This window comes from Streptomyces sp. TG1A-8, assembly GCF_030499535.1.
Taxonomy (GTDB): domain Bacteria; phylum Actinomycetota; class Actinomycetes; order Streptomycetales; family Streptomycetaceae; genus Streptomyces.
The window spans coordinates 6860709-6882087 of the sequence record NZ_JASTLB010000001.1 but is presented as its reverse complement, the minus strand read 5'-3'; the positions used below and the strand labels follow the sequence as shown (position 1 = coordinate 6882087).

General features: G+C 69.1%; 13 protein-coding genes and 7 pseudogenes. 9 read left to right on the top strand and 11 right to left on the bottom strand.

What is annotated here, in order from left to right; genetic code table 11:
* Window positions 1-5 precede the first annotated feature (5 nt).
* Window positions 6-683 carry a GntR family transcriptional regulator gene (locus tag QQY24_RS30575; protein WP_301975923.1) on the top strand — a complete coding sequence of 226 codons (678 nt, stop codon included), beginning with the start codon at window positions 6-8 and terminating at the stop codon, window positions 681-683.
* A 381-nt stretch (window positions 684-1064) separates the two neighbouring features.
* Here the strand turns inward: QQY24_RS30575 and QQY24_RS30570 are convergent, their stop codons facing one another.
* The 5 genes and pseudogenes from QQY24_RS30570 to QQY24_RS30550 form a co-directional block, all read right to left on the bottom strand.
* Window positions 1065-2471, bottom strand: coding sequence for an OFA family MFS transporter (locus tag QQY24_RS30570; RefSeq protein ID WP_301975922.1), 1407 nt, complete (start codon window positions 2469-2471; stop codon window positions 1065-1067).
* 1 nt (window position 2472) lies between these two features.
* Window positions 2473-2719, bottom strand: a pseudogene (locus tag QQY24_RS30565) (MFS transporter); the annotation flags it as partial.
* 194 nt (window positions 2720-2913) lie between these two features.
* Window positions 2914-5049: an acetate--CoA ligase family protein gene (locus tag QQY24_RS30560; protein ID WP_301975921.1), complete on the bottom strand. Its 2136-nt coding sequence runs from the start codon at window positions 5047-5049 to the stop codon at window positions 2914-2916.
* A 1-nt stretch (window position 5050) separates the two neighbouring features.
* Window positions 5051-6292 (bottom strand): formyl-CoA transferase, encoded by a 1242-nt coding sequence (gene frc / locus QQY24_RS30555; protein WP_301975920.1) that lies wholly within the window; start codon window positions 6290-6292, stop codon window positions 5051-5053.
* A gap of 10 nt (window positions 6293-6302) precedes the next feature.
* Window positions 6303-7985, bottom strand: a complete 1683-nt coding sequence (locus QQY24_RS30550; protein WP_301975919.1) for a thiamine pyrophosphate-binding protein — start codon at window positions 7983-7985, stop codon at window positions 6303-6305.
* 176 nt (window positions 7986-8161) lie between these two features.
* Here QQY24_RS30550 and QQY24_RS30545 point away from each other — a divergent pair.
* Together QQY24_RS30545 and QQY24_RS30540 are read left to right on the top strand one after the other, a co-directional pair.
* Window positions 8162-8530: pseudogene (locus tag QQY24_RS30545) on the top strand (ATP-grasp domain-containing protein); the annotation flags it as partial.
* A gap of 109 nt (window positions 8531-8639) precedes the next feature.
* Window positions 8640-8978: pseudogene (locus QQY24_RS30540) on the top strand (transposase); the annotation flags it as partial.
* A 166-nt stretch (window positions 8979-9144) separates the two neighbouring features.
* Here QQY24_RS30540 and QQY24_RS30535 read toward each other — a convergent pair.
* The 3 genes and pseudogenes from QQY24_RS30535 to QQY24_RS30525 all read right to left on the bottom strand — a co-directional run.
* The gene (locus QQY24_RS30535; protein WP_301975918.1) at window positions 9145-9684 is read right to left on the bottom strand and encodes a GNAT family N-acetyltransferase; all 540 of its coding nucleotides are present in this window, start codon (window positions 9682-9684) and stop codon (window positions 9145-9147) included.
* Between the two features lie 139 nt (window positions 9685-9823).
* Window positions 9824-10633 (bottom strand): hypothetical protein, encoded by an 810-nt coding sequence (locus QQY24_RS30530; protein ID WP_301975917.1) that lies wholly within the window; start codon window positions 10631-10633, stop codon window positions 9824-9826.
* Window positions 10634-10965: 332 nt separating this feature from the next.
* A pseudogene (locus tag QQY24_RS30525) lies at window positions 10966-11595 on the bottom strand (IS6 family transposase); the annotation flags it as partial.
* Between the two features lie 1060 nt (window positions 11596-12655).
* Here QQY24_RS30525 and QQY24_RS30520 point away from each other — a divergent pair.
* Window positions 12656-13570, top strand: a complete 915-nt coding sequence (locus tag QQY24_RS30520; RefSeq protein ID WP_301975916.1) for an MBL fold metallo-hydrolase — start codon at window positions 12656-12658, stop codon at window positions 13568-13570.
* Window positions 13570-14052: pseudogene (locus tag QQY24_RS30515) on the top strand (carboxylesterase family protein); the annotation flags it as partial. The gene QQY24_RS30520 and the pseudogene QQY24_RS30515, both read left to right, overlap by 1 nt.
* 103 nt (window positions 14053-14155) lie before the next feature.
* On the opposite strand, the pseudogene QQY24_RS30510 reads toward QQY24_RS30515, so the two are convergent.
* Together QQY24_RS30510 and QQY24_RS30505 are read right to left on the bottom strand one after the other, a co-directional pair.
* Window positions 14156-15654, bottom strand: a pseudogene (locus QQY24_RS30510) (ISL3 family transposase); the annotation flags it as partial.
* Between the two features lie 102 nt (window positions 15655-15756).
* Window positions 15757-16608: a LysR family transcriptional regulator gene (locus QQY24_RS30505; protein ID WP_301975915.1), complete on the bottom strand. Its 852-nt coding sequence runs from the start codon at window positions 16606-16608 to the stop codon at window positions 15757-15759.
* 149 nt (window positions 16609-16757) lie between these two features.
* Between QQY24_RS30505 and QQY24_RS30500 the strand changes: the two genes are divergently transcribed.
* Window positions 16758-17570: a DMT family transporter gene (locus QQY24_RS30500; RefSeq protein ID WP_301975914.1), complete on the top strand. Its 813-nt coding sequence runs from the start codon at window positions 16758-16760 to the stop codon at window positions 17568-17570.
* A 75-nt stretch (window positions 17571-17645) separates the two neighbouring features.
* On the top strand, window positions 17646-18914 hold the full coding sequence (locus tag QQY24_RS30495; protein ID WP_301975913.1) for an alpha/beta fold hydrolase: 1269 nt from the start codon (window positions 17646-17648) through the stop codon (window positions 18912-18914).
* Between the two features lie 112 nt (window positions 18915-19026).
* Here the strand turns inward: QQY24_RS30495 and QQY24_RS30490 are convergent.
* Window positions 19027-19269, bottom strand: a pseudogene (locus QQY24_RS30490) (transposase); the annotation flags it as partial.
* Window positions 19270-19434: 165 nt separating this feature from the next.
* Here QQY24_RS30490 and QQY24_RS30485 point away from each other — a divergent pair.
* The gene (locus tag QQY24_RS30485) at window positions 19435-20448 is read left to right on the top strand and encodes an adenosine deaminase (protein WP_301975912.1); all 1014 of its coding nucleotides are present in this window, start codon (window positions 19435-19437) and stop codon (window positions 20446-20448) included.
* A gap of 439 nt (window positions 20449-20887) precedes the next feature.
* Window positions 20888-21148, top strand: coding sequence for a hypothetical protein (locus tag QQY24_RS30480; protein ID WP_301975911.1), 261 nt, complete (start codon window positions 20888-20890; stop codon window positions 21146-21148).
* The last annotated feature ends 231 nt before the right edge of the window (window positions 21149-21379 follow it).

Sequence of the window (21379 nt, the reverse complement as noted above, 5' to 3'; positions counted from 1 at the left end):
CCGCGATGCTGTCGACAGGACTGCCGCAGGGAGCAGTACCCAGGCTCGAACGGCCCGGTCCGCTGCGAGACCGTGTCTACGAGGCGCTGCTGGAACTCATCACCACGCGCGCCCTCCAGCCCGGCCAGCACCTCGTAGAGAGCGAACTCGCCGGACACCTCGGGGTCTCCCGGCAGCCGGTGCGTGAGGCGCTGCAGCGGCTGAACACCGAGGGTTGGGTCGACCTGCGGCCCGCCCAGGGTGCGTTCGTGCACGAGCCCACGGAAGAGGAGGCCGACCAGCTCCTCACCGTACGCACCCTGTTGGAGGCCGAGGCCGCCCGTCTCGCCGCCGTGAACGCGGGCAGCGCGGGCGTCGCCGCGCTGGAGGAGCTGTGCGCGGAGGGCGAGAAGGCCGTCACCACGGACGACGTGGACGGCGCGGTCGCCATGAACGCCCGTTTTCACACCAAGATCATGGAGCTCGCGGGCAACGCGGTCCTCGCGGAGCTCGCTGCCCAGGTCGACCGGCGGGTGCGCTGGTACTACACGCCGGTCGCCCGGCAGCGCGGCAACCAGTCCTGGGTCGAACACCGGGAGCTGATCGACGCGATCGCCGAGCAGGACGAGCGGCGCGCGACCGACCTGATGCGGGAGCACACCGAGCACACGCGCCGCTCGTACCACGCGCGCCAGCGGTCGTAGCCCGGCCGGGGACCGTTGACCAGAAGGCGTCCGAGCGCGCCCGGGCCCACTCGGCGAACGTGCGGAGCGGCCGGCCGTGACCTCCTGGACCGTCGGCAGCACCTGCGACTCGTCCAGGGCGCCGTCGAGGAAGAAGAACGCGTCGACGTACGGCTCCGGCATCACGGCCTTCAACTCGGCGCGGGTCTCCTCGTGTGTGAGCCCGACGGCCACCAGGCATCACCGGCACGCCGAGCGCGATAACCCCACCGGGTTCCTCACCTTCGTCCGCCGTTCGAGTGCCCACCCGCACTCGTTGCGGGAGAAGTGCCGGCCTGGAGCCGCCGGACGCAGGAGAGGTCCTCCCCCGAGGACGGGAAGGACCTCTCGTGTGCCCGGCAGTCAGTCGGTGGGCTGAGGTTCGGCGGCTACGGTGACCCCGGAGGTCCGTCCCGGCTGTCGCAGCAGCAGCGCGGTCGTCGCCGCCACCATCGACACGCCGCCGGCCAGCGCGTACGCCCCGTTGTAGCCCCAGGCCGTGACGACCATGGAACCCAGGCCGCCGCCGAAGAGTCCGCTGATCAGCTTGCCGCTGTACACCAACCCGTAGTTGGTGGCGTTGAAGTTCTCCCCGAAGTAGTCCGGCGTGAGCGCCGCGAACAGCGGGTAGAAGGCGCCGCCGCCGAAGCCGGAGAGGAACGCGAACACCAGGAACAGCCATTGGCTCCTGACGTCCCCGGCCCAGATCACGCCGAACTGGGCCAGGCCCAGGACGACGATCACGAACACGAGGGTGGGCTTGCGGCCCCACTTGTCGGACAGCCAGCCCATCACCCCGCGGCCGACGCCGTTGATGACCGCCATGACACCCATCGACGACGCCGCGACCAGCGGGCCGAAGCCGACCTCCTTGGCGAAGTCGACCTGGAAGGAGATCCCGAAGATCGACACGCCGGCGGTCAGCACGACGGACAGCCACATCAGCGGCAGCATGCCCGTCCTGATGGCCTCCTTCGGCGTGTACTGCCGTACCGCCGGGGGGTTCTTGGAGAGGCTCGTGGCGTTCTTCCTGACGCCGGCGACCGTCAGCGGGTCGATGTCCGCGGGCCACCAGTTCTTCGGCGGGTCCTTGAAGAAGAACGCGCAGCCGAAGACCACGATCACGATGTAGCAGCCGATGAGGTCCAGCACCCAGTGGTAGTCGGCGGTGTCGAAGCCGTAGTTGAAGAGGAAGATGAACGGCAGCGACCCGTACGCGAACCCACCGTTGACGAAGCCGATTTTGGCGCCGCGTCGTTCGGGGAACCACTTGCCGACCATGTTGATGCAGGTCGCGTAGACCAGCCCGGCGCCGACACCGCCGACGACGCCGAACCCGAGGATCGCGAGCCACACGTTGCCCAGGTGCGACAGGGCCAGGAACCCGACCACGCACATGAGGGAACCGGCGTACATCGCCTTGCGGGCCGTCAGGATGCCCTTCTCCCGCAGCCAGCCGGCCGGGAAGGCGATGCCGGCCTGGGAGAAGACCCAGACGCTGAGAATCCAGAAGGTGTTGCTCTGCGCCCAGCCGTGCGCGTGGGACAGGGTGTCCTCCGCCGAGCCGTACGCGTATTCGAAGACGCTGATGGCCATCATGGCGATCCACGGCAGATACACCATAAGTTTGCGGGAGTGGCCGAGGATGTCCCGGTCGGTCTCGCCGACCCGGTAGACGCGGCCGCGCGCGTCGGTCACTTCACGGTAGGGATGGTTCGCGGTCTCGGGATGTGCCGACGTGCTGTTGACTGCGTAGGGATCTGCCGTCATATCACACCATTTCCTCGCCGAGCGGGTGCGAATTGGGGACGATGGGGCGACGGGGGTGGGGCCTGCCGGGGCCTTCGGGAAGAGGGCCAGGACCGTGGCGGCCAGGCCGGTGGATCCAGCCAGGGCGAACGCCCCCCGTGGTCCCAGGCGCCGAGCACGATGGAGCTGGACCCGGGGCCCACGAGCCCCGACATCAGCTTCGAGCTGTAGACCATGCCGTGGTGGGAAGCGTTGTTGTTCTCGCCGAAGGCCGGCGTCTCCTGTCCCATGCCCTTCGTGTGCGCACGGGTCCCGGGGCCGGCCGACGCGCACCGTCGGCCGGCCCGCACCGGGTCAGCTCATGAACCGCCTCCAACAGCCCCGCCGCCCGCGCCCAGCGGGCTGTGCTGCACCCGGGGGGCAGCCCCCGGACCCCCGGCCGACGCCGTGCGCGTCCCGGACCTCACAGGAGCCCAGCCGCCCGCGCCCAGCGATACTTCGCACCGAGCACCGCGACCGGTTTCTCGGTCGTGTACGGGTACGCCACGATCCCTCGCTCGTAGAGGTACTGGCACGCTTCCTCGACCTCGACGTCGCCCGCGAGCGACGCCACCACGGGCTTTTCGATGCCCCGCTCCTGGAACTCGGCCACCACGCGCGCGGTGAGCTCTGCGAAGACCATCGGGGGGGTGACGATGGTGTGCCAGTAGCCGAGGACGAGCGCGTGGATGCGCGGGTCCTCCAGGCCCAGCCGGATCGTCGCCTCGTACGTCGACGGCGGCTCGCCCCCCGTGATGTCCACCGGGTTGCCCGCTGCCCCGAAGGGTGGAATGAACTTCCGGAACGCCTCGTCCAGGTCCGGCGGGATCTCCATCAGGGTGAGGCCGTTGTCCGTGACCGCGTCGGAGAGCAGTACGCCGCTGCCGCCGGCCCCGGTGATGATCACGACGTTGTCGCCCCGGGGGGCGGGCAGCACGGGCAACCCGCGCGCGTACTCCAGCATGTCGTTCAATCCCGGCGCCCGGATGACACCGGCCTGCTTCAGTATGTCGTCGTACACGGCGTCGTCGCCCGCCAGAGCCCCGGTGTGTGACCCGGCGGCCTTGGCACCCGCCGCCGTACGGCCCGCCTTGAGGACGACCACCGGCTTCTTCGGTACGGTTGCCCGCGCGGCTTCCACGAAGGCGCGCCCGTCCTTGAGGTCCTCCAGGTGCATCGCGATGCACTGGGTGTTCGGGTCCTCGCCGAACCAGGTCAGCAGGTCGTCCTCGTCCAGGTCGGACTTGTTGCCGAGGCCGACGATCGCCGACACGCCCGTCTTCGTGGTCCGTGCGAAGCCCAGGATGGCCATCCCGATGCCGCCGGACTGCGAGGTCAGCGCCACCCCGCCCTTGACGTCGTACGGCGTGCAGAACGTGGCGCACAGGTCCTGCCACGTCGAGTAGTAACCGTAGATGTTCGGTCCCAGCAGCCGGATACCGTGCCGTTCGGCGATCGCCACGATCTCCGCCTGGAGGGCGTGTTCACCGGTCTCCGCGAACCCGGAGGGGATGAGTACGGCGTTCGGGATCTTCTTGCGTCCCACCTCTTCCAGCGCCGAGGCCACGAACTTGGCGGGGATCGCGAAGACCGCCACGTCCACCTCACCGGGAACGTCGGTGACGCTCTTGTACGCCTTCCGGCCCAGAACGCCATCGGCCTTGGGGTTCACCGGAAGGATCTCCCCGGCGAAACCGCCGTCGACGAGGTTGCGCATCACCGAGTTGCCGATCTTCCCCTGCTCGTTGGAGGCACCGATCACCGCGACCGAACTCGGCTGCATCAGGCGGCGCATGGAGATGAGGATCTCGTCGCGCGTGTAGGTGCGCCGGACAGGCGGCTGCTTCTCGGCGAGGATCACGCGGATGTCGGCAGCGACCGCGCCCCGAGGCGTCGCGATCACCGGGTTGAGGTCCACCTCCGCGATCTCCGGGAAGTCCGCGACGAGGTGGGACACCCGCCGGATCTGCTCGGCGATCGCCCACCGGTCCACGGCCGGCGCGCCGCGCACCCCGCGCAGGATTTCCGCCGACCGGATCGAGTCCAGCATGGACAGCGCCTCGTCGGCGCTTACGGGTGCCAGCCGGAACGTGACGTCCTTGAGGACCTCGACCAGCACCCCGCCGAGCCCGAACGCCACGACCTTCCCGAACGTCGCGTCCGTCACCGCGCCGACGATGACCTCCTGCCCCTTCGGCAGCAGTTCCTGGACCTGGACGCCCTCGATACGGGCCGTCGCGTCGTACGCGCGCACGTCCTCGATGATCTTGTGGAACGCGGCCCGTACGTCCGTCGCGCCCTCGACCCCGACGATCACCCCGCCGGCGTCGGTCTTGTGCAGGATGTCCGGAGAGACGATCTTCATCACGACCGGCCCGTCGAAGCGTGCCGCGTACGCCACCGCCTCGTCGACGTCGATCGCCAGTTCCTCACCGGGTACGGCGATCCCGTACGCGTCGGCGATCACCTTGCCCTCCGGTGCGGTGAGCGCGCTGCGTCCCTCGGCCCGCACGGAGTCGAGCAGCGCGCGCACCCTCAGGGCGTGGTCTTCTGCCGTCACGTCAGATCACTCCGTTCGACTTGAGCAGGCGCAGTTCCTCGTCGTCGAGCCCGAGCTCGCCGACGTAGATTTCCTCGTTGTGCTCGCCCAGCAGGGGTGAGCTGGTCACGTCCACGGGGGAGTCGGAGAGCTTGAGCGGGCTGCCCACGGTCACGAACTCGCCGCGCTCGGGGTGCGGCACGGTGACGACCATCTCGTTGGCGACCAGCGACCGGTCCTCGATGATCTCCTTCGTGGACAGGATCGGCCCGCACGGGATGTTGTGGGTGTTGAGCCTCTCCAGCACCTCCCACTTGGGAAGGGCCGAGGACCACTCCTCGATCAGCTGGAACATCTTGTTGAGCTTGGGCAGGCGGGCCTCGGGAGTGGCCCACTCGGGGTCCTCCGCCAGCTCGGGCCGGCCGATGAGCTCGCTGATCGGCTTCCAGCCGACCGGCTGCACGATGACGTACACGTAGTCGTTGGGGCCGCCCGGCGCGCACTTGACCGCCCAGCCGGGCTGGCCGCCGCCGGACGCGTTTCCGGACCTGGGAACCTCGTCGCCGAAGTCGTCGTTGGGGTATTCGGCGAGCGGGCCGTGTGCCAGGCGCTGCTGGTCGCGCAGCTTCACCCGGCAGAGGTTGAGCACGGCGTGCTGCATGGCCACGTTGACCCGCTGACCGCGTCCGGTGTTCTCCCGCTGGTACAGCGCCGCGAGGATCCCCGCCACGGCGTGGATGCCCGTGCCTGAGTCCCCGATCTGGGCCCCCGTCGCCAGCGGCGGCCCGTCCTCGAAACCAGTGGTCGCCATCGCCCCGCCCATGGCCTGAGCGACGACCTCGTACGCCTTGAAGTCGGTGTACGGCCCGTCCCCGAACCCCTTGATGGAGGCGTAGACGATCCGCGGGTTGATCTCCTGGATGTGGTTCCAGGTGAAGCCCATACGGTCGATCGCGCCCGGCCCGAAGTTCTCGACCATGACGTCGGAGCGCCGGATCAGCTCGGTGAGGATCTCCTTGCCGCGCTCGGTCTTGGTGTTGAGGGTGATGCTCCGCTTGTTGCAGTTGAGCATCGTGAAGTAGAGGGAGTCGACGTCCGGTAGGTCGCGCAGCTGCTTGCGCGTGATGTCACCGGTCGGCGCCTCCAGCTTGACGACGTCCGCGCCGAGCCAGGCGAGGAGTTGGGTCGCGGAGGGGCCGGACTGGACGTGCGTCATGTCCAGGACGCGGATGCCTTCGAGAGCCTTGGTCGGCGTGCCGGTCATGGGAGCCACCTCACTTGTACATCGTCTGGTTCATGGTTCCGGGGGCGTACGCGTCCGGGTCGACCCAGACGTTGATCAGCGACGGTTTGCCCGACTCGCGCGCGCGTCGGAGCGCGGGGCCGATGTCGGCGGGGTCGCGGACCTCCTCGCCGTAACCGCCCAGCATCTGGGCGAACTTGTCGTAGTGGACGTCGCCGAGGGTGTTGCCGACCCGCTCGCGTTCCTGGCCGTACTTGGCGGCCTGGCCGTAGCGGATCTGGTTCATGGAGGAGTTGTTGCCGACGATGCCGACGAACGGGAGGTCGTAGCGGACGAGGGTCTCGAAGTCCCAGCCGGTGAGGGAGAAGGCGCCGTCGCCGAAGAGGGCCACCACCTCCTTGTCGGGCCGTGCCTGCTTGGCCGCGAGAACGAAGGGGACGCCGACGCCGAGGGTGCCCAGCGGGCCAGGGTCCATCCAGTGCCCGGGCGACTTGGGCTGTACGACCTGCCCGGAAAAGGTGACGATGTCGCCGCCGTCGCCGATGTAGATGGAGTCCTCGGTCAGGAAGTCGTTGATCTCGCTGACCAGTCGGTACGGGTGGATCGGTGAGGCGTCGGACCTCAGGCTGGGCAGCCGCTTCTCGACGGCGGTCTGCTCCGCGGCCCGCAGTTCGTCGAGCCACTCCTTGCGCCGGGACGCCCCGCCGTTTATGCGCCCGGAGGCGGCCTCCGTCACCGACTTCAGTACCAGGCCGGCGTCGCCGACGATCCCCAGGTCGATGTCGCGGTTCTTGCCGACGGTCCGGTAGTCGAGGTCGATCTGCACGACGGTCGTGCCCGGGGGGAGCCGCTTGCCGTAGCCCATGCGGAAGTCGAACGGGGTTCCGACGATGACGACGACGTCGGCGTTGGAGAAGGCGTATCGGCGCGACAGCTGGAAGTGGTGCGGGTCGCCGGGCGGCAGGGTGCCGCGGCCGGCACCGTTCATGTAGGCGGGGATGTTGAGGGCGCGGACGAGCCCGACGGCCGCCTCGGTGCCCCGGGTCGTCCACACCTGGCTGCCCAGCAGGATGGCCGGTTTCTCTGCGCGCACCAGCAGGTCGGCGAGCTTTTCGATGGCCCCGGGGTCACCGGTCGAGCGGGTGGAGGCGCGATAGGCGCCGGGCTTCGGTACGCGCGCGTTGGCCGCCGGGATCTTGGCGTCGAGGACGTCGCGGGGGATCTCCAGGAAGGAGGGGCCGGGCGCGCCGTGGTAGCACTCGCGGAACGCCATGGACACCATGTCCGCCGCGCGGGCCGTGTCCGGCACGGTCGCCGCGAACTTGGTGATCGGGGTCATCATGTCGACATGCGGCAGGTCCTGCAGGGATCCCATCTTGTGCTGGGTGAGGGCCCCCTGGCCGCCGATCAGCAGCATCGGGGACTCCGCTCGGAAGGCGTTGGCGACCCCGGTGACGGCGTCGGTGGTGCCGGGGCCGGCGGTGACGACCGCGCAGCCGGGCTTGCCGGTGATGCGCGCGTAGCCGTCGGCGGCATGGGCGGCGACCTGCTCGTGGCGGACGTCGACGACTTCTATGCCCTCGTCGACGCAGCCGTCGTAGATGTCGATGATGTGGCCGCCGCACAGCGTGTAGATGCGGTCGACCCCCTCGGCCTTCAGCGCTTTGGCAACGAGATGACCACCGGAAATGACGTTCTGGGTGTTGTCGGGCATGGCGAAGCCCTGTCCCTTCGTAGGGGGCTGGAACACTCTCACGGTAAATTGCATACAGTCGACGAATACTGTATGAAGCTCGTTATCCCGCATCCGGTGGGTGGTGTCCAGGGGGCGTGCGGCACTTTCGGTCATCGGAGTTCGGCCTCGAGACGACTTTGCAGAGGGGGGCCCAGATGGACCTGTCCGAACGTCAGGCAAGGGAACTTTCCGAGGAACACGGCACCTTGGTGCCGGGAGCCGAGGCCGCCGACTCGTCCGAGGAAGCGCACGAGATCCCTCGTGGGCTGGGCGACTGTGTCGTGGTGAAAGCCCAGGTGAAGGCCGGGAGCCGCGACAAGGCGGGCGGCGCCGGGCTCGCCGCCAACCGGCCGGAAGCCGTCGTTCTTATCCACATCGACCCGGCCGGCGACGTCATCCCGGCGAGGGCCGCCGAGATCGCCGGGACGGCCGGGCCGCCACCGCAGACCGTCGACGTCCTCGTACGCCTGTGGGAAGTGCCGGTTCGTGAGGACGCCGTCCTCGTCGAGGTCAACCCGCTCGTGCCCTACCAATCCACTTGACGGTCACCGCCGATGGACCACCTCTGGTGGCCGGCGCCCCGCCCGCCCTCCTCGAACGCATCGTCAGCCCGCTCCTCCTGTTGGGGGTGTGGTGGCTGAGCCTGTCCGTGTGCGCAGGTTGACCGACCAGGAGAGGCAGAAGCTGCAGCAGATCGTGCGCCGGGGCAGCACCGGCTCGGTGCACTACCGGCGCGCGATGATGCCGCTGGCCTCAGCTGGCGGAAACCGGGTCCCGGTGATCGCGAGGCTGGTCCAGGCCGACGAGGACACCGTCCGCGACGTGATCCACCGGTTCAACGAGATCGGCCTGACCTGCCTGGACCCTCGCTGGGCGGGAGGCCGTCCCCGTCTGCTCGATCCTGACGACGAGGACTTCGTCGTCCAGACGGCCACCACCCGCCCGATCAAGCTCGGCCGGCCCTTCACCCGCTGATCCCTCCGCAAACCCGCCGCCTACCCGCGGAAAGTGCACGGCCGTGTGATCCGACTCACGGCGCAGCGTCGCGAACGCGCCCGCATCCGCAGCGAGAAGGGCATCCGCTGGGGCGGACGCCCGCTCACCGCCGCAGCCTGACCAAGCGACCGAGCCGAGAGCGTCAGATCCTCACACCACGCGCGATTCGGTACAGCACGTTCGGACGCAGTGGCCCTTCGGGCGCGGTGGGGTCGTCGAAATCATCAGCCGGATCGCGGGTCATGCCGATCCGGCGCATCACTGCTTGGGAACGGAGGTTTGCAGCAGTCGTCACTGCAAGGATCTCGGGGAGTTCAAGCGTTTCGAAGCCGAAGGCCAGACCAGCCAGGGCGGCCTCGGTGGCGTAACCCTGGCCCCAGGCCGAGCGAGCGAGCCTCCAACCGATCTCAACCCCCGTGAACGGCGTGCCATCGTCCACTTGGTCCAAGCCCGCGAAGCCGATGAACTCGCCCGTGGCCTGCAATTGAACCGCCCACCATCCGTAGCCTCGCTGGTCGAACTCGGCCTGGAACTGCGCCACGGAGGCATCGCTCTGTTCACGGGTGAGCAGGCCGCCCAAGTGCTCCCGAACCTCGGGATCAGCATTCATCGCCGCCCACGGTTCAAGGTCGGAGTCTTGCCATCGACGGAGCACGAGGCGGTCGGTGCGCAGTTCAGCCATGCTGCCCAGCCAACGTGAGCGCTGTCCCCAAGGCGATCCATTTTCTTCGGGACTGCTACCGCCGCTCAAAAGGGGAGTGCACGGCTGGCTCCAAGACCGACGAAGCGACCACCGCCCCGGCGAACCTTCCCGGCCAGAACTAGGCGCTACCGGCGCATCGCTGTGCGATGTCGCGTTGGACGTCCTTGCGGGAGGCGGCCAGGTAGCCGACGAAGCCGAGGATGGCCACCGTCCAGGACAGCGTGACCGGTCCGAGCCCCAAGTCGAGTCCACCCCTGTCGCGGCCGACGGCCATCCAGTCTGCGACGGAGGCGCCGAGCGGGCGGGTGATGACGTACGCGGCCCAGAAGGCGGCTACCGCGTTCAAGTTCCCCCACCGGTGAGCGGCGGCCGGAACGGCGATGGCGGCGGCGTACATGACTGCGGAGCCCAGGTAGCCGAGGCCGATCGTGGCGGTGAGGTCGCCCGCGGCGGTGCCCAGCGCGAACGTGGCCAGCACGGTGGCCCAGTAGAACGTCTCGCGGCGCCGGGTGTGGATGCTGTGGATGGACAGGGTGCGTTCGCTGCGGTACCAGAGGGCGAAGACGGCGGCCAGCGCGGCCATGAAGACCGGGGTCGAGAGCGTGTACGGCACACCGAGGCCGACGTGCAGGACGTCGGCGGCCATCGTGCCGAACACGCTGACCATGACGATCGCCGTCCAGTATATCCAGGCCACGTACCGGCGGACGGCGAACTGCACCGCTAGAGCGGCCACCAGGGCGATACCTCCGAGGCCGACGGCGGGGATCGGGCCGAGCAGGTGGGCGAGCCAGTCGGAGGCCGTCTCGCCCATGCCGGTCGTGAGTACCTTGATGATCCAGAAGTAGACGGTCACCTCCGGCACCTTGCTCGCCGCGTGACGGGTGCGGCCCGCGGGCCGGTTCTGTGTGAGGTGATCGGTCGACATGGCAGGCACGATGGCATGAGGCCCGGCCGTCGCCCCAGACCCCTTTGCCAGAGTTTTAGCGCTTCTGGTGCTCGAGTTGCCCGAGGCTCGTCCGAGCCTGAACACAAGGGCCGACGAGCTGGTCAGCGACGCGCGACCGGTGATATCGGCGATCTGCCGACGTTGCATTGCGGCCGAGTAGCAACAGCCGACCGATGGCTGTCCGAACGTTCAACGGGCGAATCCGGTAGCTCACCTACGAGTGCCGCCTCTTCTGCCGGCAGGATTTCGAGCGCCCGGATGTGGCCGCCTGCCGGACGCACGACGCCCGGTCTGCTCCTTTGTTGGATGCCGGTCATCAGGTGGCGGCGGGGCCGGAAGCGGGGCGGGATGCCGCTGAACGCGGACAGGAACCGCTGCGCGGCGCCCACGCTGCACAAGCCTTTCACCGCCCGTTCGCGTTGCCGCGTGGGCTGGTGACTGTTCTCGGCCCGGCTGTTCAGGCTCTTGTGGCAACGGCGCTCGGCGGAGGGCATGACCTCTCGGTGGGCCGCGCCGCAGGAGCGGGGCCTGTCCGTGACGATCACCCGCGCCACCTCGCCCGTCTTCGTCGGCAGCGTGCGCAAGAAGCGCTCGGCCGCAGCCGTGTCCCGGCGGCTCTGCACCAGGATGTCCAGCACCATCCCGTCCCGGCCGGCGGCCCGCCACAGGTATTTCCGCCCACCGTTGGTCTTGATGAAGACCTCGTCCGGATGCCACTTGCCACCGGGCCGGGACGGCCGGCGGCGCAGGCCGTTGGCGTACTGCCGAGCGAACTCCCGGCACCAGCACCGGACGGTCTCGTACGGGACGATCACGCCGCGCTCCAGCATCAGCTCCCCGGCCTCGCGGAAACCGAGCGGGAAGCGGACGTACAGCCACACGCAGTGCGAGATCACCTCGACCGGGTACCGATGCCCCCTGTCCGACGGCGCACCGTCCACGGGCGGACCCCCTCCATCATGACCACCCGAAGACCATCCCACCCGGTCAACCAACGTGACAGCACCCGACCGCCTCCTTCGGGCTATTGCGTCAGGAAGCAGGGACGCGGAAACCCCGACGAGCTGGGCGCGCGCGGCACACGACCTCGAACCAGGCGCTGGAGTCCCTCCGCAAGGCCTGTCTGACTCTCACCCATCCGCTCAGTCCGCTGCGCGGCCGACGTCACCACGTCCGCCACCTGCTGGAACTTCTTGAGGCCGGCGGGTACCACGCACGGATCCCGGCCGCCACGGCCGAGCGCCTCCCGGCGGGCCGTGTCTCGGAGTGCGCCCCCGCCTCACCGCCACGGCCGACCGTGCGCACGAGACCGTGGCCCACCTGATCCGCGCCACCGGCCATCGACCGGGAATCTCCTCGCACACGGCACGCCCCGGAGTCGTCAGGGCACTGTCCCTGCTCTCGGAGGAGCGGCGTGTGAGCCGCAGCCGGCCGTCGCCGAAGTATCGCCTGCTGCACGTCGATCGTCTCGGTGCGCCCTGACCGCGCTTGTGCGAGCCTTGGACCTGCTCGTCTCGGGCCCCGGCCGTACCACCATGGTTCCGTCCGAGAACGTCGATATCCCGTCGCCGCACGGGCCGGCCCCGGCTGCCGCGGTGCGCTGCGCCGATCTTGAGGACCAGTGCGAAGGTGCCCAAGTCGGCTGACACCCCGCCAGAACGCATCGCGGGGTGACCGCACGCCGTTGCATTTCGCTGATCGACAGGCATCAAAGCCGCTGACGTGAAAGGCGGGGACGGCCACCGCACTCGACACGGCCGACAAGCGGGCACACGGATGCGTCTGCCGTCTCGTGAACGCGGCGAGATAGTCATGTGCTCGTCCGCGAGGTATCCGGGAAAAGAATTCGGAACGGACAGCCGCCTCGCCTTTCGCCGGGCCTACAAGAGGAAACGCCCCTGCTCAGAGCCGTACGTGCAGGTGCAGTCACCTGACGGATACCGCGCCCGCCGGGCCCCTCCTACCGTTCCGGTAATGCCTCCGAATCCTCAGGGAAGCCCCATGGAACAGATCATGCTCGGCAACGTCTCCATCACCCGCGTCTGGGAATACTACGGGCCCGTCGGAATGGATCCCCACGCCTTCTTCCCGGAAAGCTCGCAGGAAGTCTGGAAGGACGGAGTCCACTGGCTGGCCCCGCATTTCCTGGACTCCGAGACCAACATCGTGAATTCCGCGATCCAGACCTGGCTGCTGCGCAGCGGGGGCAAGACCATCCTCGTCGACACCGGTGTGGGTAACCACAAGGAGCGCCCGTACGCGCCGGTCTGGAGCCACCTGGAGACGGACTTCCTGGCCAACCTCGCCCGGGCAGGCGTCCAGCCCGAGGACGTGGACATCGTGATCAACACGCATCTCCACGTCGACCACGTCGGCTGGAACACGTACCTGGAGGGGCGGCAGTGGGTTCCCACGTTCCCCAACGCCACGTATCTGATGCCGAAGGACGACTTCGACTTCTGGAACCCGGCGAACGGCCACCAGTCGGTGCTCGGCCGCGGCAACCAGAACGTCTTCGAGGACAGCGTGGCCCCGGTGCACGAGGCCGGCCAGACGCTGCTGTGGGGGAACAGCCACCGGATCGACGCCAACCTGCGCCTGGACGCGGCCCCCGGGCACACCCCCGGCTCCTCCGTGCTGACCCTCAGCTCCGGGACGGACCGCGCGGTGTTCGTCGGTGACATGCTGCACAACCCGGTGCAGATCGTCGAGCCGGACGCCAACAGCTGCTTCTGCGAGGACCCCGCGGGCGCCCGCGCCACCCGCCGCAAGGTGCTGGGCTGGGCGGCCGACAACAACGCGCTCCTGATCCCCGCGCACCTGGGTGGCCATGGCGCCGCCGAAATCACGCGTAACGGCGACACGTTCGACATCAAGGGCTGGGCGCCCTTCGCCCCTTACTCCGAGCAGGGCTGATACCCACGGAAAGGCATCGCTGTGAGCAACCAACCCGACCCGTCGTCCCCACCGCACAGGGAACCGTCCGTGGTCTCCGCCAGGACGAGGGCACCGCCACCTTCCTGAACATCCCCTACGCCGCTCCTCCGCTGGGCGCCGGCCGGTTCGCCCCGCCGCAGCCGCACGACCCCTGGGACGGCGTACGGGATGCCACCGCGCCCGGCCCCAGCGCTCCGCAGCCCGAGCGCAATCCCGGCAGCATCGACATGGCCCCCTACCTCGGCGCCGGCTGGAGCCGCGGCGAGGGCTACCTCACCGTCAACGTCTTCCAGCCCGCTGTCGGTGACAGCAACCCGCCCGTCATGGTGTTCGTCCACGGCGGCGGATTCGTCGCCGGGTCGACGCGGTACGACGGTTCCGCCTTCGCCCGCGACGGCGTCGTCCTGGTCACCCTCAACTACCGGCTCGGCATCTCCGGGTTCCTCGACATCCTCGGATCCGGACACGCTCTCACTGGTCGTCGATGCATCTTCCATGCTCGGGAGTTACACCGAACGCCTGGGTCTGTTCCGTAGTCGGTGGTGACGGAGGGTGTGGTCGGCCCAGGAGGATGCGGTGGCGGAGGAGGGGGAAGCTCGCGCGGCCGTACATCTGGCGCTTGATCAGCTTGGTTTTGTCGTTCACGTCTTCGGTGCCGCCGTTGTGGTGCGGCAGGGTGAGGGCGGCGTCGGCTGCGGCGTGGTCCTTCTCGAGGCCCCGGGTGAAGGCATGCAGGTGGGGCAGGTCCTCGGCCTGGGCCGAGGTGGTCCAGGTGCTCAGCAGGGCGGCATTGCCGTCGCCGGGATCCAGCAGCACGGCGAAGTGGTGGATGGGGTCGGCCAGAGCGGTCATCCCGTGGCAGGCAGTGCGGGCGGCCTCGGTACGTTCGCGCTGGTGGTCCTTGAGGCGGTCGGGGCGGGTGAGCCGGTAGCGGGCCAGGCGCCGGGGCGAGAGGGCGGGCCGGTCGGCCTCAACACGGCCCTGGTTGATGTAGCGGACCAGCAGGTTCGAGCTGCCGGTGTAGCCCAGCTCCCTGGTCTCCCGGAGGAGATGGGTGAGGAGGACGGCCGGGTTCTCCAGTCGGCGTTTGCGCAGATGATCGCGGTAGGGATCCACGAGGGTGGGCCGGTGCTTGGGGGCGCGGATGAGGCGCTCGGGCTCGGCGACACGGTCGTAGCGCTTGACGGTGTTCAAGGCGAGGTTGAGGCGCCGTGCACACTCCAGAAGTCCGACTCCACGCTCGCGCAGGGCATGGACCTGCTGCCAGCGCTCGCGGGTGGCGGCGGCCTGTCTCCCCCGGCCGCGGGTGGACCCGCTTTCGCCCAGCAGGTGCTGTGCGCGGCGACTTCTTTGCGGACGGCCTCGGCGAGGTTGTGCCACAGGTGCCGGCGGTCGCTGATCTGGACCGCGTCGGGCAGGGCTCGGCGGACCGCCTCGGCGTAGGTGGCCGATCCGTCCCTGCACACGGCCTCGATGCCCGAATGTCCGCGCAGCCAGGCTTCCAGAGTGGCGGCTTCACGGCCGGGCAGTACCCCGATCCGCTGGCCGGTCCCGGCGTTGATGATGATCGTGGCGTAGCTGTGCCGGCGCCGCAGGGCGAAGTCGTCGACCCCGGTCACCCGCGGGATCCGCACCGCCGGCACAGGCAGCCGCCGCAGCAGCCGCAGGGCGGAGGCGTACGACACGGGCACGGCCAGCGATCGGGCGAGTCGGGCGGACGCCCGGCCGCACAACTTCTTGACCAGGTCAAAGAGCTGGCTGGTCAGACCTGTGGTGCGGCGCTGACGGCGCCCCAAAAGCCCGGGGACCTGCTCTCGGAAGGTCTGCCGCCTGCAGCGCAGGGCCGGACAGACCAGCCGTCGTATCCTCACCCGGACCACGACCTGCCGATCGTCGACCGGCACATCCCGCACCGTCCGGCCGTGATACCCGTGGACCCTCCCCGTCACCACCCCGCACACCGGACAGGGAACGGGAACATCCCGGGTCCGAGCCGTAACCCGGACCATCTCGCCACCGTCCGCCACATCCTCGATGACCAACGCCGACAACCCCGAAAACACCGTTCCTACGAGCGCGTTCGCATCATGCACGCTCAATGATCACAGGCAAGCACTCACCGTCACCAACGACTACGGAACAGACCCGAACGTCTTACAGTCCCGTCATGTGCGGTAAAGCTCGGTAAGAAGCTCGAGTACGGTACGGGTGGCCGGGTGGGGGTCGTCGCGCCACCAGACCAGTCGTACGGCGATCGGTTCGGCGTCGCGTACCGGCAGGTAGACGATGCCGGGCCGTGGATATTGGTCAACGACGGACTGCGCGGTAACCCCCACGCAGCGGCCGGTGGCGATGATCGTGAGCCAGTCGTCGATCTCGCGGCTCTCCTGTGTCACCGGGCGCGCGTCCGCGGGCCACAATTCCGCAGTGGTCGACCCGGTGCGCTGGTCAACGAGCAGGACGCGGCTGCTGAGATCGGCCAGACGCACCGAGCGGCGCCGCGCCAGGGGGTCGGAGGCGGCCATCGCGCACCAGCGTGTTTCCAGACCCACGATGGCGCCCTCGAAGCGGCGGTCCTCCAGCGGCCTGCGCACGACCGCAAGGTCCGCGGTGCCCTCGGCCAGGCCGGCGCTCGGGGAGTTGTTGCGAAGCAGGTGCAGTCGCGTTTCCGGGTGCGATTCCAGCCACCGGTGTTGAAAGGTGGGTGTGAGTCGGCCGAGTGCCGACCAGGCGTGGCCGATACGCAGTTCGACGTGGCCCGATGTGGCTTCCTGTACCAGGTTGTCGACCTCGGTCAGCACGCGCCGGGCGTGCGCCACGACGCGTAGTCCGATCGCAGTCGGCGAAATTTCGCGGGACGTACGTCGCAGCAGCCGTACGCCGAGACGCTTCTCGAGCGCCGAAAGTGTGCGGGAGACCGCAGGCTGTGAGACACCCAGAGCGATCGCGGCGTCGGTGAACGTGCCCTCGTCCACGATCGCGGTGAGGCAGCGCAACTGACGCAGCTCGACATCCATAACCGAATCGTATAGTGGGCGGGCTCCATGCATTTTGCGCACGGTCCGGCGCGGCGCAGGATCGATGCATGCAAGCAACCCCCGCTCGCCCAACAGACCGCGCCGTCCTGCCCACGAAGCGGGGCGCCGTGCCCATAGCCGGGGTCTGCATGATGCTCGCCAGCGGCCTTTCGACCCAGCTCGGCGCCGCGATCGGGTCACTGGCCTTCCCGCTGCTCGGCCCGGTCGGCGTCGTCGCGGCCCGCCAGTACGTCGCGGCGGCGGTGCTGCTCATCCTCGGTCGGCCCCGCCTTCGGTCCTTCACGCGGCGCCAGTGGGGGCTGGTGCTGTTGCTCGCGGCCGACTTCGGTGTGACGAACCTGTCGCTCTACACCGCGATCGACCGGATCGGTCTCGGCCTGGCGGTGACCCTGGAGTTCCTCGGCCCCCTCACGATCGCGCTGTCCGGCTCGCGCAGACGCGTGGACCTGGGCTGCGCCGTACTCGCCGTGGCGGGAGTCGTCGCACTGATGCGCCCGCGTCCTACCGCCGATTACCTCGGCATGGGGCTCGGTTTGCTCGCCGCTGCCGGTTGGGCCGCTTACATCCTTCTCAATCGTTCCATCGGGCAGCGCATCCCCGGGGCACAGGGCACGGCCGCCGCAGCGGTGCTGTCCGCCTTGGTCTTCCTGCCCATCGGAGCCGGCGTCGCGGTACACCACACGCCTTCCGCCGGGGCGCTCGGTGCAGCTGTTGCGGCCGGATTGCTATCCTCCGCCCTGCCGTTCCTCGCGGACCTGTTCACGCTGCGCCGCGTTCCCGCAGAGGCGTTCGGATTGTTCATGAGCGTCAACCCGGTGCTCGCCGCAGCCGTTGGTGCGCTCGTTCTGGGACAGAAGCTCGACGTGGCCGCCTGGTTGAGCATCGCGGCGATCATCGCGGCCAACGCCATCAGCATCCTCGCACAGCCGAGGCGCGCTTGACGTCGCGGCGGTGTTTAACGCACGCCGAAGCAGCACCCGTATCAAGATCACTCCATTGCCGCAAAGGAGCCTTCCATGCCCGGTGTCACGCTGACCGATCATTTCTTCTCCGTCCCCCTAGACCATGATCGGCCGGATGGCGAGCACATCGAGATCTACGCTCGCGAGGTCGTGGCCACCGGACGCGAGCGCGAGCGGCTTCCCTGGCTGCTGTTTTTGCAAGGCGGCCCCGGCATGCGGTCGCCGCGGCCGGTCGGCCGGGACTCCTGGCTGGACCGCGCACTCGACGACTACCGCGTCCTACTGCTCGACCAGCGCGGCACGGGCCGCTCCAGCCCGATCACCCGCCAAACGCTCCCGGTCCGTGGCGAGCCCGCCGCGCAGGCCGACTACCTCACCCATTTCCGCGCCGACGCCATTGTCCGCGACGCCGAACTGATCAGGCGCGAACTGACCGACGAACCGTGGTCGGTGCTCGGCCAGAGCTTCGGCGGCATGTGCACCGTCACATACCTCTCGTTCGCGCCCGAGGGCCTGCGCGAGGCAATAATCACCGGCGGTCTTCCCGGTTTGCGCGTCACCGCCGACGAGGTCTACCGTGCCACCTATCCGCGCGTGCACCGCAAGAACACCGCGTACTATCGCCGGTACCCGCAGGACGCCGCCTCGGTCCGCCGCATCGCCGCACACCTGATCGAGCGCCCGGCACCAATGCCGGACGGATCCTTGCTCACCGTCGAGGCCTTCCAGTCGCTCGGGATGATGCTCGGCATGGGCGACGGCGCGGACGTGCTGCACTACCTGCTCGAAGACACCTGGGCCGGAGCGGAGCTGTCCGACAGCTTCCTCGCCCGCGCCGCGGCTTTCCTCAGCTACGCCCAACTGCCGCTGAACCCGCTCATGCACGAACTCACCTATGCCCAGAGCGGCACCGGCGCGACGAACTGGGCGGCTCAGCGCGTGCGCGGCCAGTTCCCCCAGTTCGACGCGCGCACGGCGTTGGCCGGGGACGACCCGATGCTGTTCACCGGCGAGATGACCTACCCGTGCCACTTCGACCAACCCTGTCTCGCGCCCCTGCGCGGGCCCGCCGAGATGCTGTTCGCCCGCGAGGACTGGCCCGACCTCTACGATTCTCAGCGGTTGGCCGCGAACGACGTCCCCGTGGCCGCCGCCGTCTACCTCGACGACATGTACGTCGATGCCGCTTACTCGCTGCAGACCGCCGAGACCATCAGGGGCCTACGGCTGTGGGCGACCAACGAGTACGAGCACGACGGGCTTCGCGCCAGTGGAGGACGTGTCCTCGACCGCCTGCTGCGAATGCTGCACAGCCAGATCTGAAGCGGAGCGACGTGAAAGCCGATCTCACGCAAGACACGGACGACACAACGCGACGCTGGGTCGGGTGCTCCAGGGTTCCTCGGGCCGTGGCGGTCAGGGGCGGTGGCGTCTGTCAGGTGGCTGGTCGGGGTAGGGCCGCGAGGCGGGTGAAGGCCCTGGTCGGTTCGTGGCGCCAGGGCCGGGTGGCGGAGATCCGCAGGTGGAGGCGGCGGCCTCCGCGGGTGAGGCGGGCTGCTGCGTGGAGGAGTCGGTAGCGGAGTTTCTTCGGCTCGGCGGTGGCCAACTCGGCGTCCGGGAGAAGGGTCTGGGTCCAGGCGAGTAGGTCGATGGCGGTCAGGGCCAGCTCCAGCCACGCGGTGGCCCGGCGGTGTGCCGTCGGGGTCGGGTGCGGCGCGGGGAAGCCCGACTCCCATATCCGCGGAGCGTGGTGGTTACCATCTTCCAGGTGGGGTAGCGCCGCCGTTCTCCTGCGGGACCGGCGACCCGAGTGAACAGGACCAGGGACATCGAATCTCAGCGTATGCCGTTGTGGCAGTTCTGCCGGGGCCTGCCGAAAGCTGAACTCCATGTCCACCTCGAAGGGTGTCTGGAGCCCGACTTCCTGTTGGAACTCGCCCGGCGCAACGAGGTTGCGGTGCCGTGGGAGACGGCGGAGCAGCTGCGGGAGGCGTACCGGTTCCGCGACCTCGGGTCCTTCCTCGACCTGTACTTCGCTGGCTGCCAGGTGCTGTGCGATCAGCGAGACTTCTACGAGTTGACCACCGCCTACCTCGACCGTGCTCACCAGGACGGGGTCGCGCACGCCGAGCTCTTCTTCGGTCCGCAGACCTTCATCGAACGCGGTATCCCGGTCGGTGTCCAGCTCGAGGGCATCCTGGACGCGGTCGCGGACGCCGGCGCGCGGACCGGGATCAGCGCGTCGCTCCTGGTCAGTGCCCACCGGCACCGCACAGACGACGACGCCTTCGCCCTGCTGGACAGCGTCGGGCCCTGGGCGGACCGGATTGCCGGCTTCGGCATGGGAGGGGCGGAGGTGGGCAACCCGCCGGAGAAGTTCGTCCGGTATTTCGCCGAACTGCGACGGCAGGGGTTCAAGACCTGTGTTCACGCCGGCGAGGAGGGCCCGGCCGACTACGTGCGCCAGGCCGTCGAACTGCTGGGCGTGGACCGTGTCGACCATGGCATCACGATCCTCGACGACGAGGATCTGGTGCGCGAGGTCGCAGCTGCCGGAACTCCGCTGACCGTGTGCCCGATCTCCAACGTGCGCCTGCGGACGGTCCCGTCTTTGTCCGAGCACCCGTTGCCGAGGATGCTGGCGGCCGGGCTCAACGTCTCGCTCCACTCGGACGATCCCGCGTACTTCGGGAGCGGCCTGGCCGACACGTACACGGCGACCGCCGAGGGTGTGGGCCTCGACCGGGGAACGTTGACAGAACTGGCCCGTAACAGCGTCCGCGCCTCCTTCCTGCCTCACGCGTCCCGGCAGGCGCTCCTGAGCCGGATCGACGCCGTCGCGCCGGCCGACTGCTGAGCTTGTTCTTCTCCTTTCGGCCTCGAACGGTGTCTCGTACTGGGTCGCCCACCTGGGGGTTCGCCGGACATGGGAGCGGCCTTCGTCTGATCCTGTGCTCCGGCCAAGGTGCACGTGACCACGACGAAGGAGGAGCGAGAAGGCCTGCCCGACGCCGTAGCGGAGCTTGCCCGGGCCCCGGATGTCCGGGGCGCCTTTGCGGGAGATCACCGGCAGGATCCGGCGTTTGCGCAGTCCACGGCGGTTGGAGCTGGAGCCGTACCTCTCGTCGCCGGGCACGGCGTCGGGCCGGCATCGCGGCCTGCCGGGATTGCCAGGGTTGCCAGGGTTGCCGGGGTTGCCGGGGTTGCCGGGGTTGCCGGCCACGGGCGGGATGCCGTCGACCAGGGCCAGGGTCCGGGTGACGTCATTGACGTTGGCGGCGGCGGTGGTGGTCACCTTGAACGGAGTGCCCCTGGCCCAGGGCACACACCCGGGGCCCTGGACCGCCCGCACACTGGAGGCCGTCGCCGGCACCCTGATGGAGGGCGCCGCCCCCACCTGGCCGCCCGCCTGCGCGCCCTCCCCCGGACCGGGCGCCCCCGCCGGACCGGGCGGGCGGGACCCGGTACCTTCCCCGCCCCGGGTCTTCGTCGCCGTTTCCGGTGCGCGCCATTTCCCCGGCGCGAGCGTCGTCGCCGCGTTTCCCACCGAGTCGTAGGAATACCGGTGCATTACCTCCGTTGGCGTCCGGAGCGGAACTCCGGCCGTACCCGGTGCACGAAAGCCGAGACTTGACGCGCCATTGTGACGGGAGGGATCATCGACGCGTTCTTCGCCGGTGACGTGCGAACCGGCGGGGCGCGCCTGGAACGCATTCGTCCTCCGCGCCTCCAGGCACCCGTGTCATTGGAAATGGTTCAGCAGCACTGGTGTGAAATGTCCGAGCGCT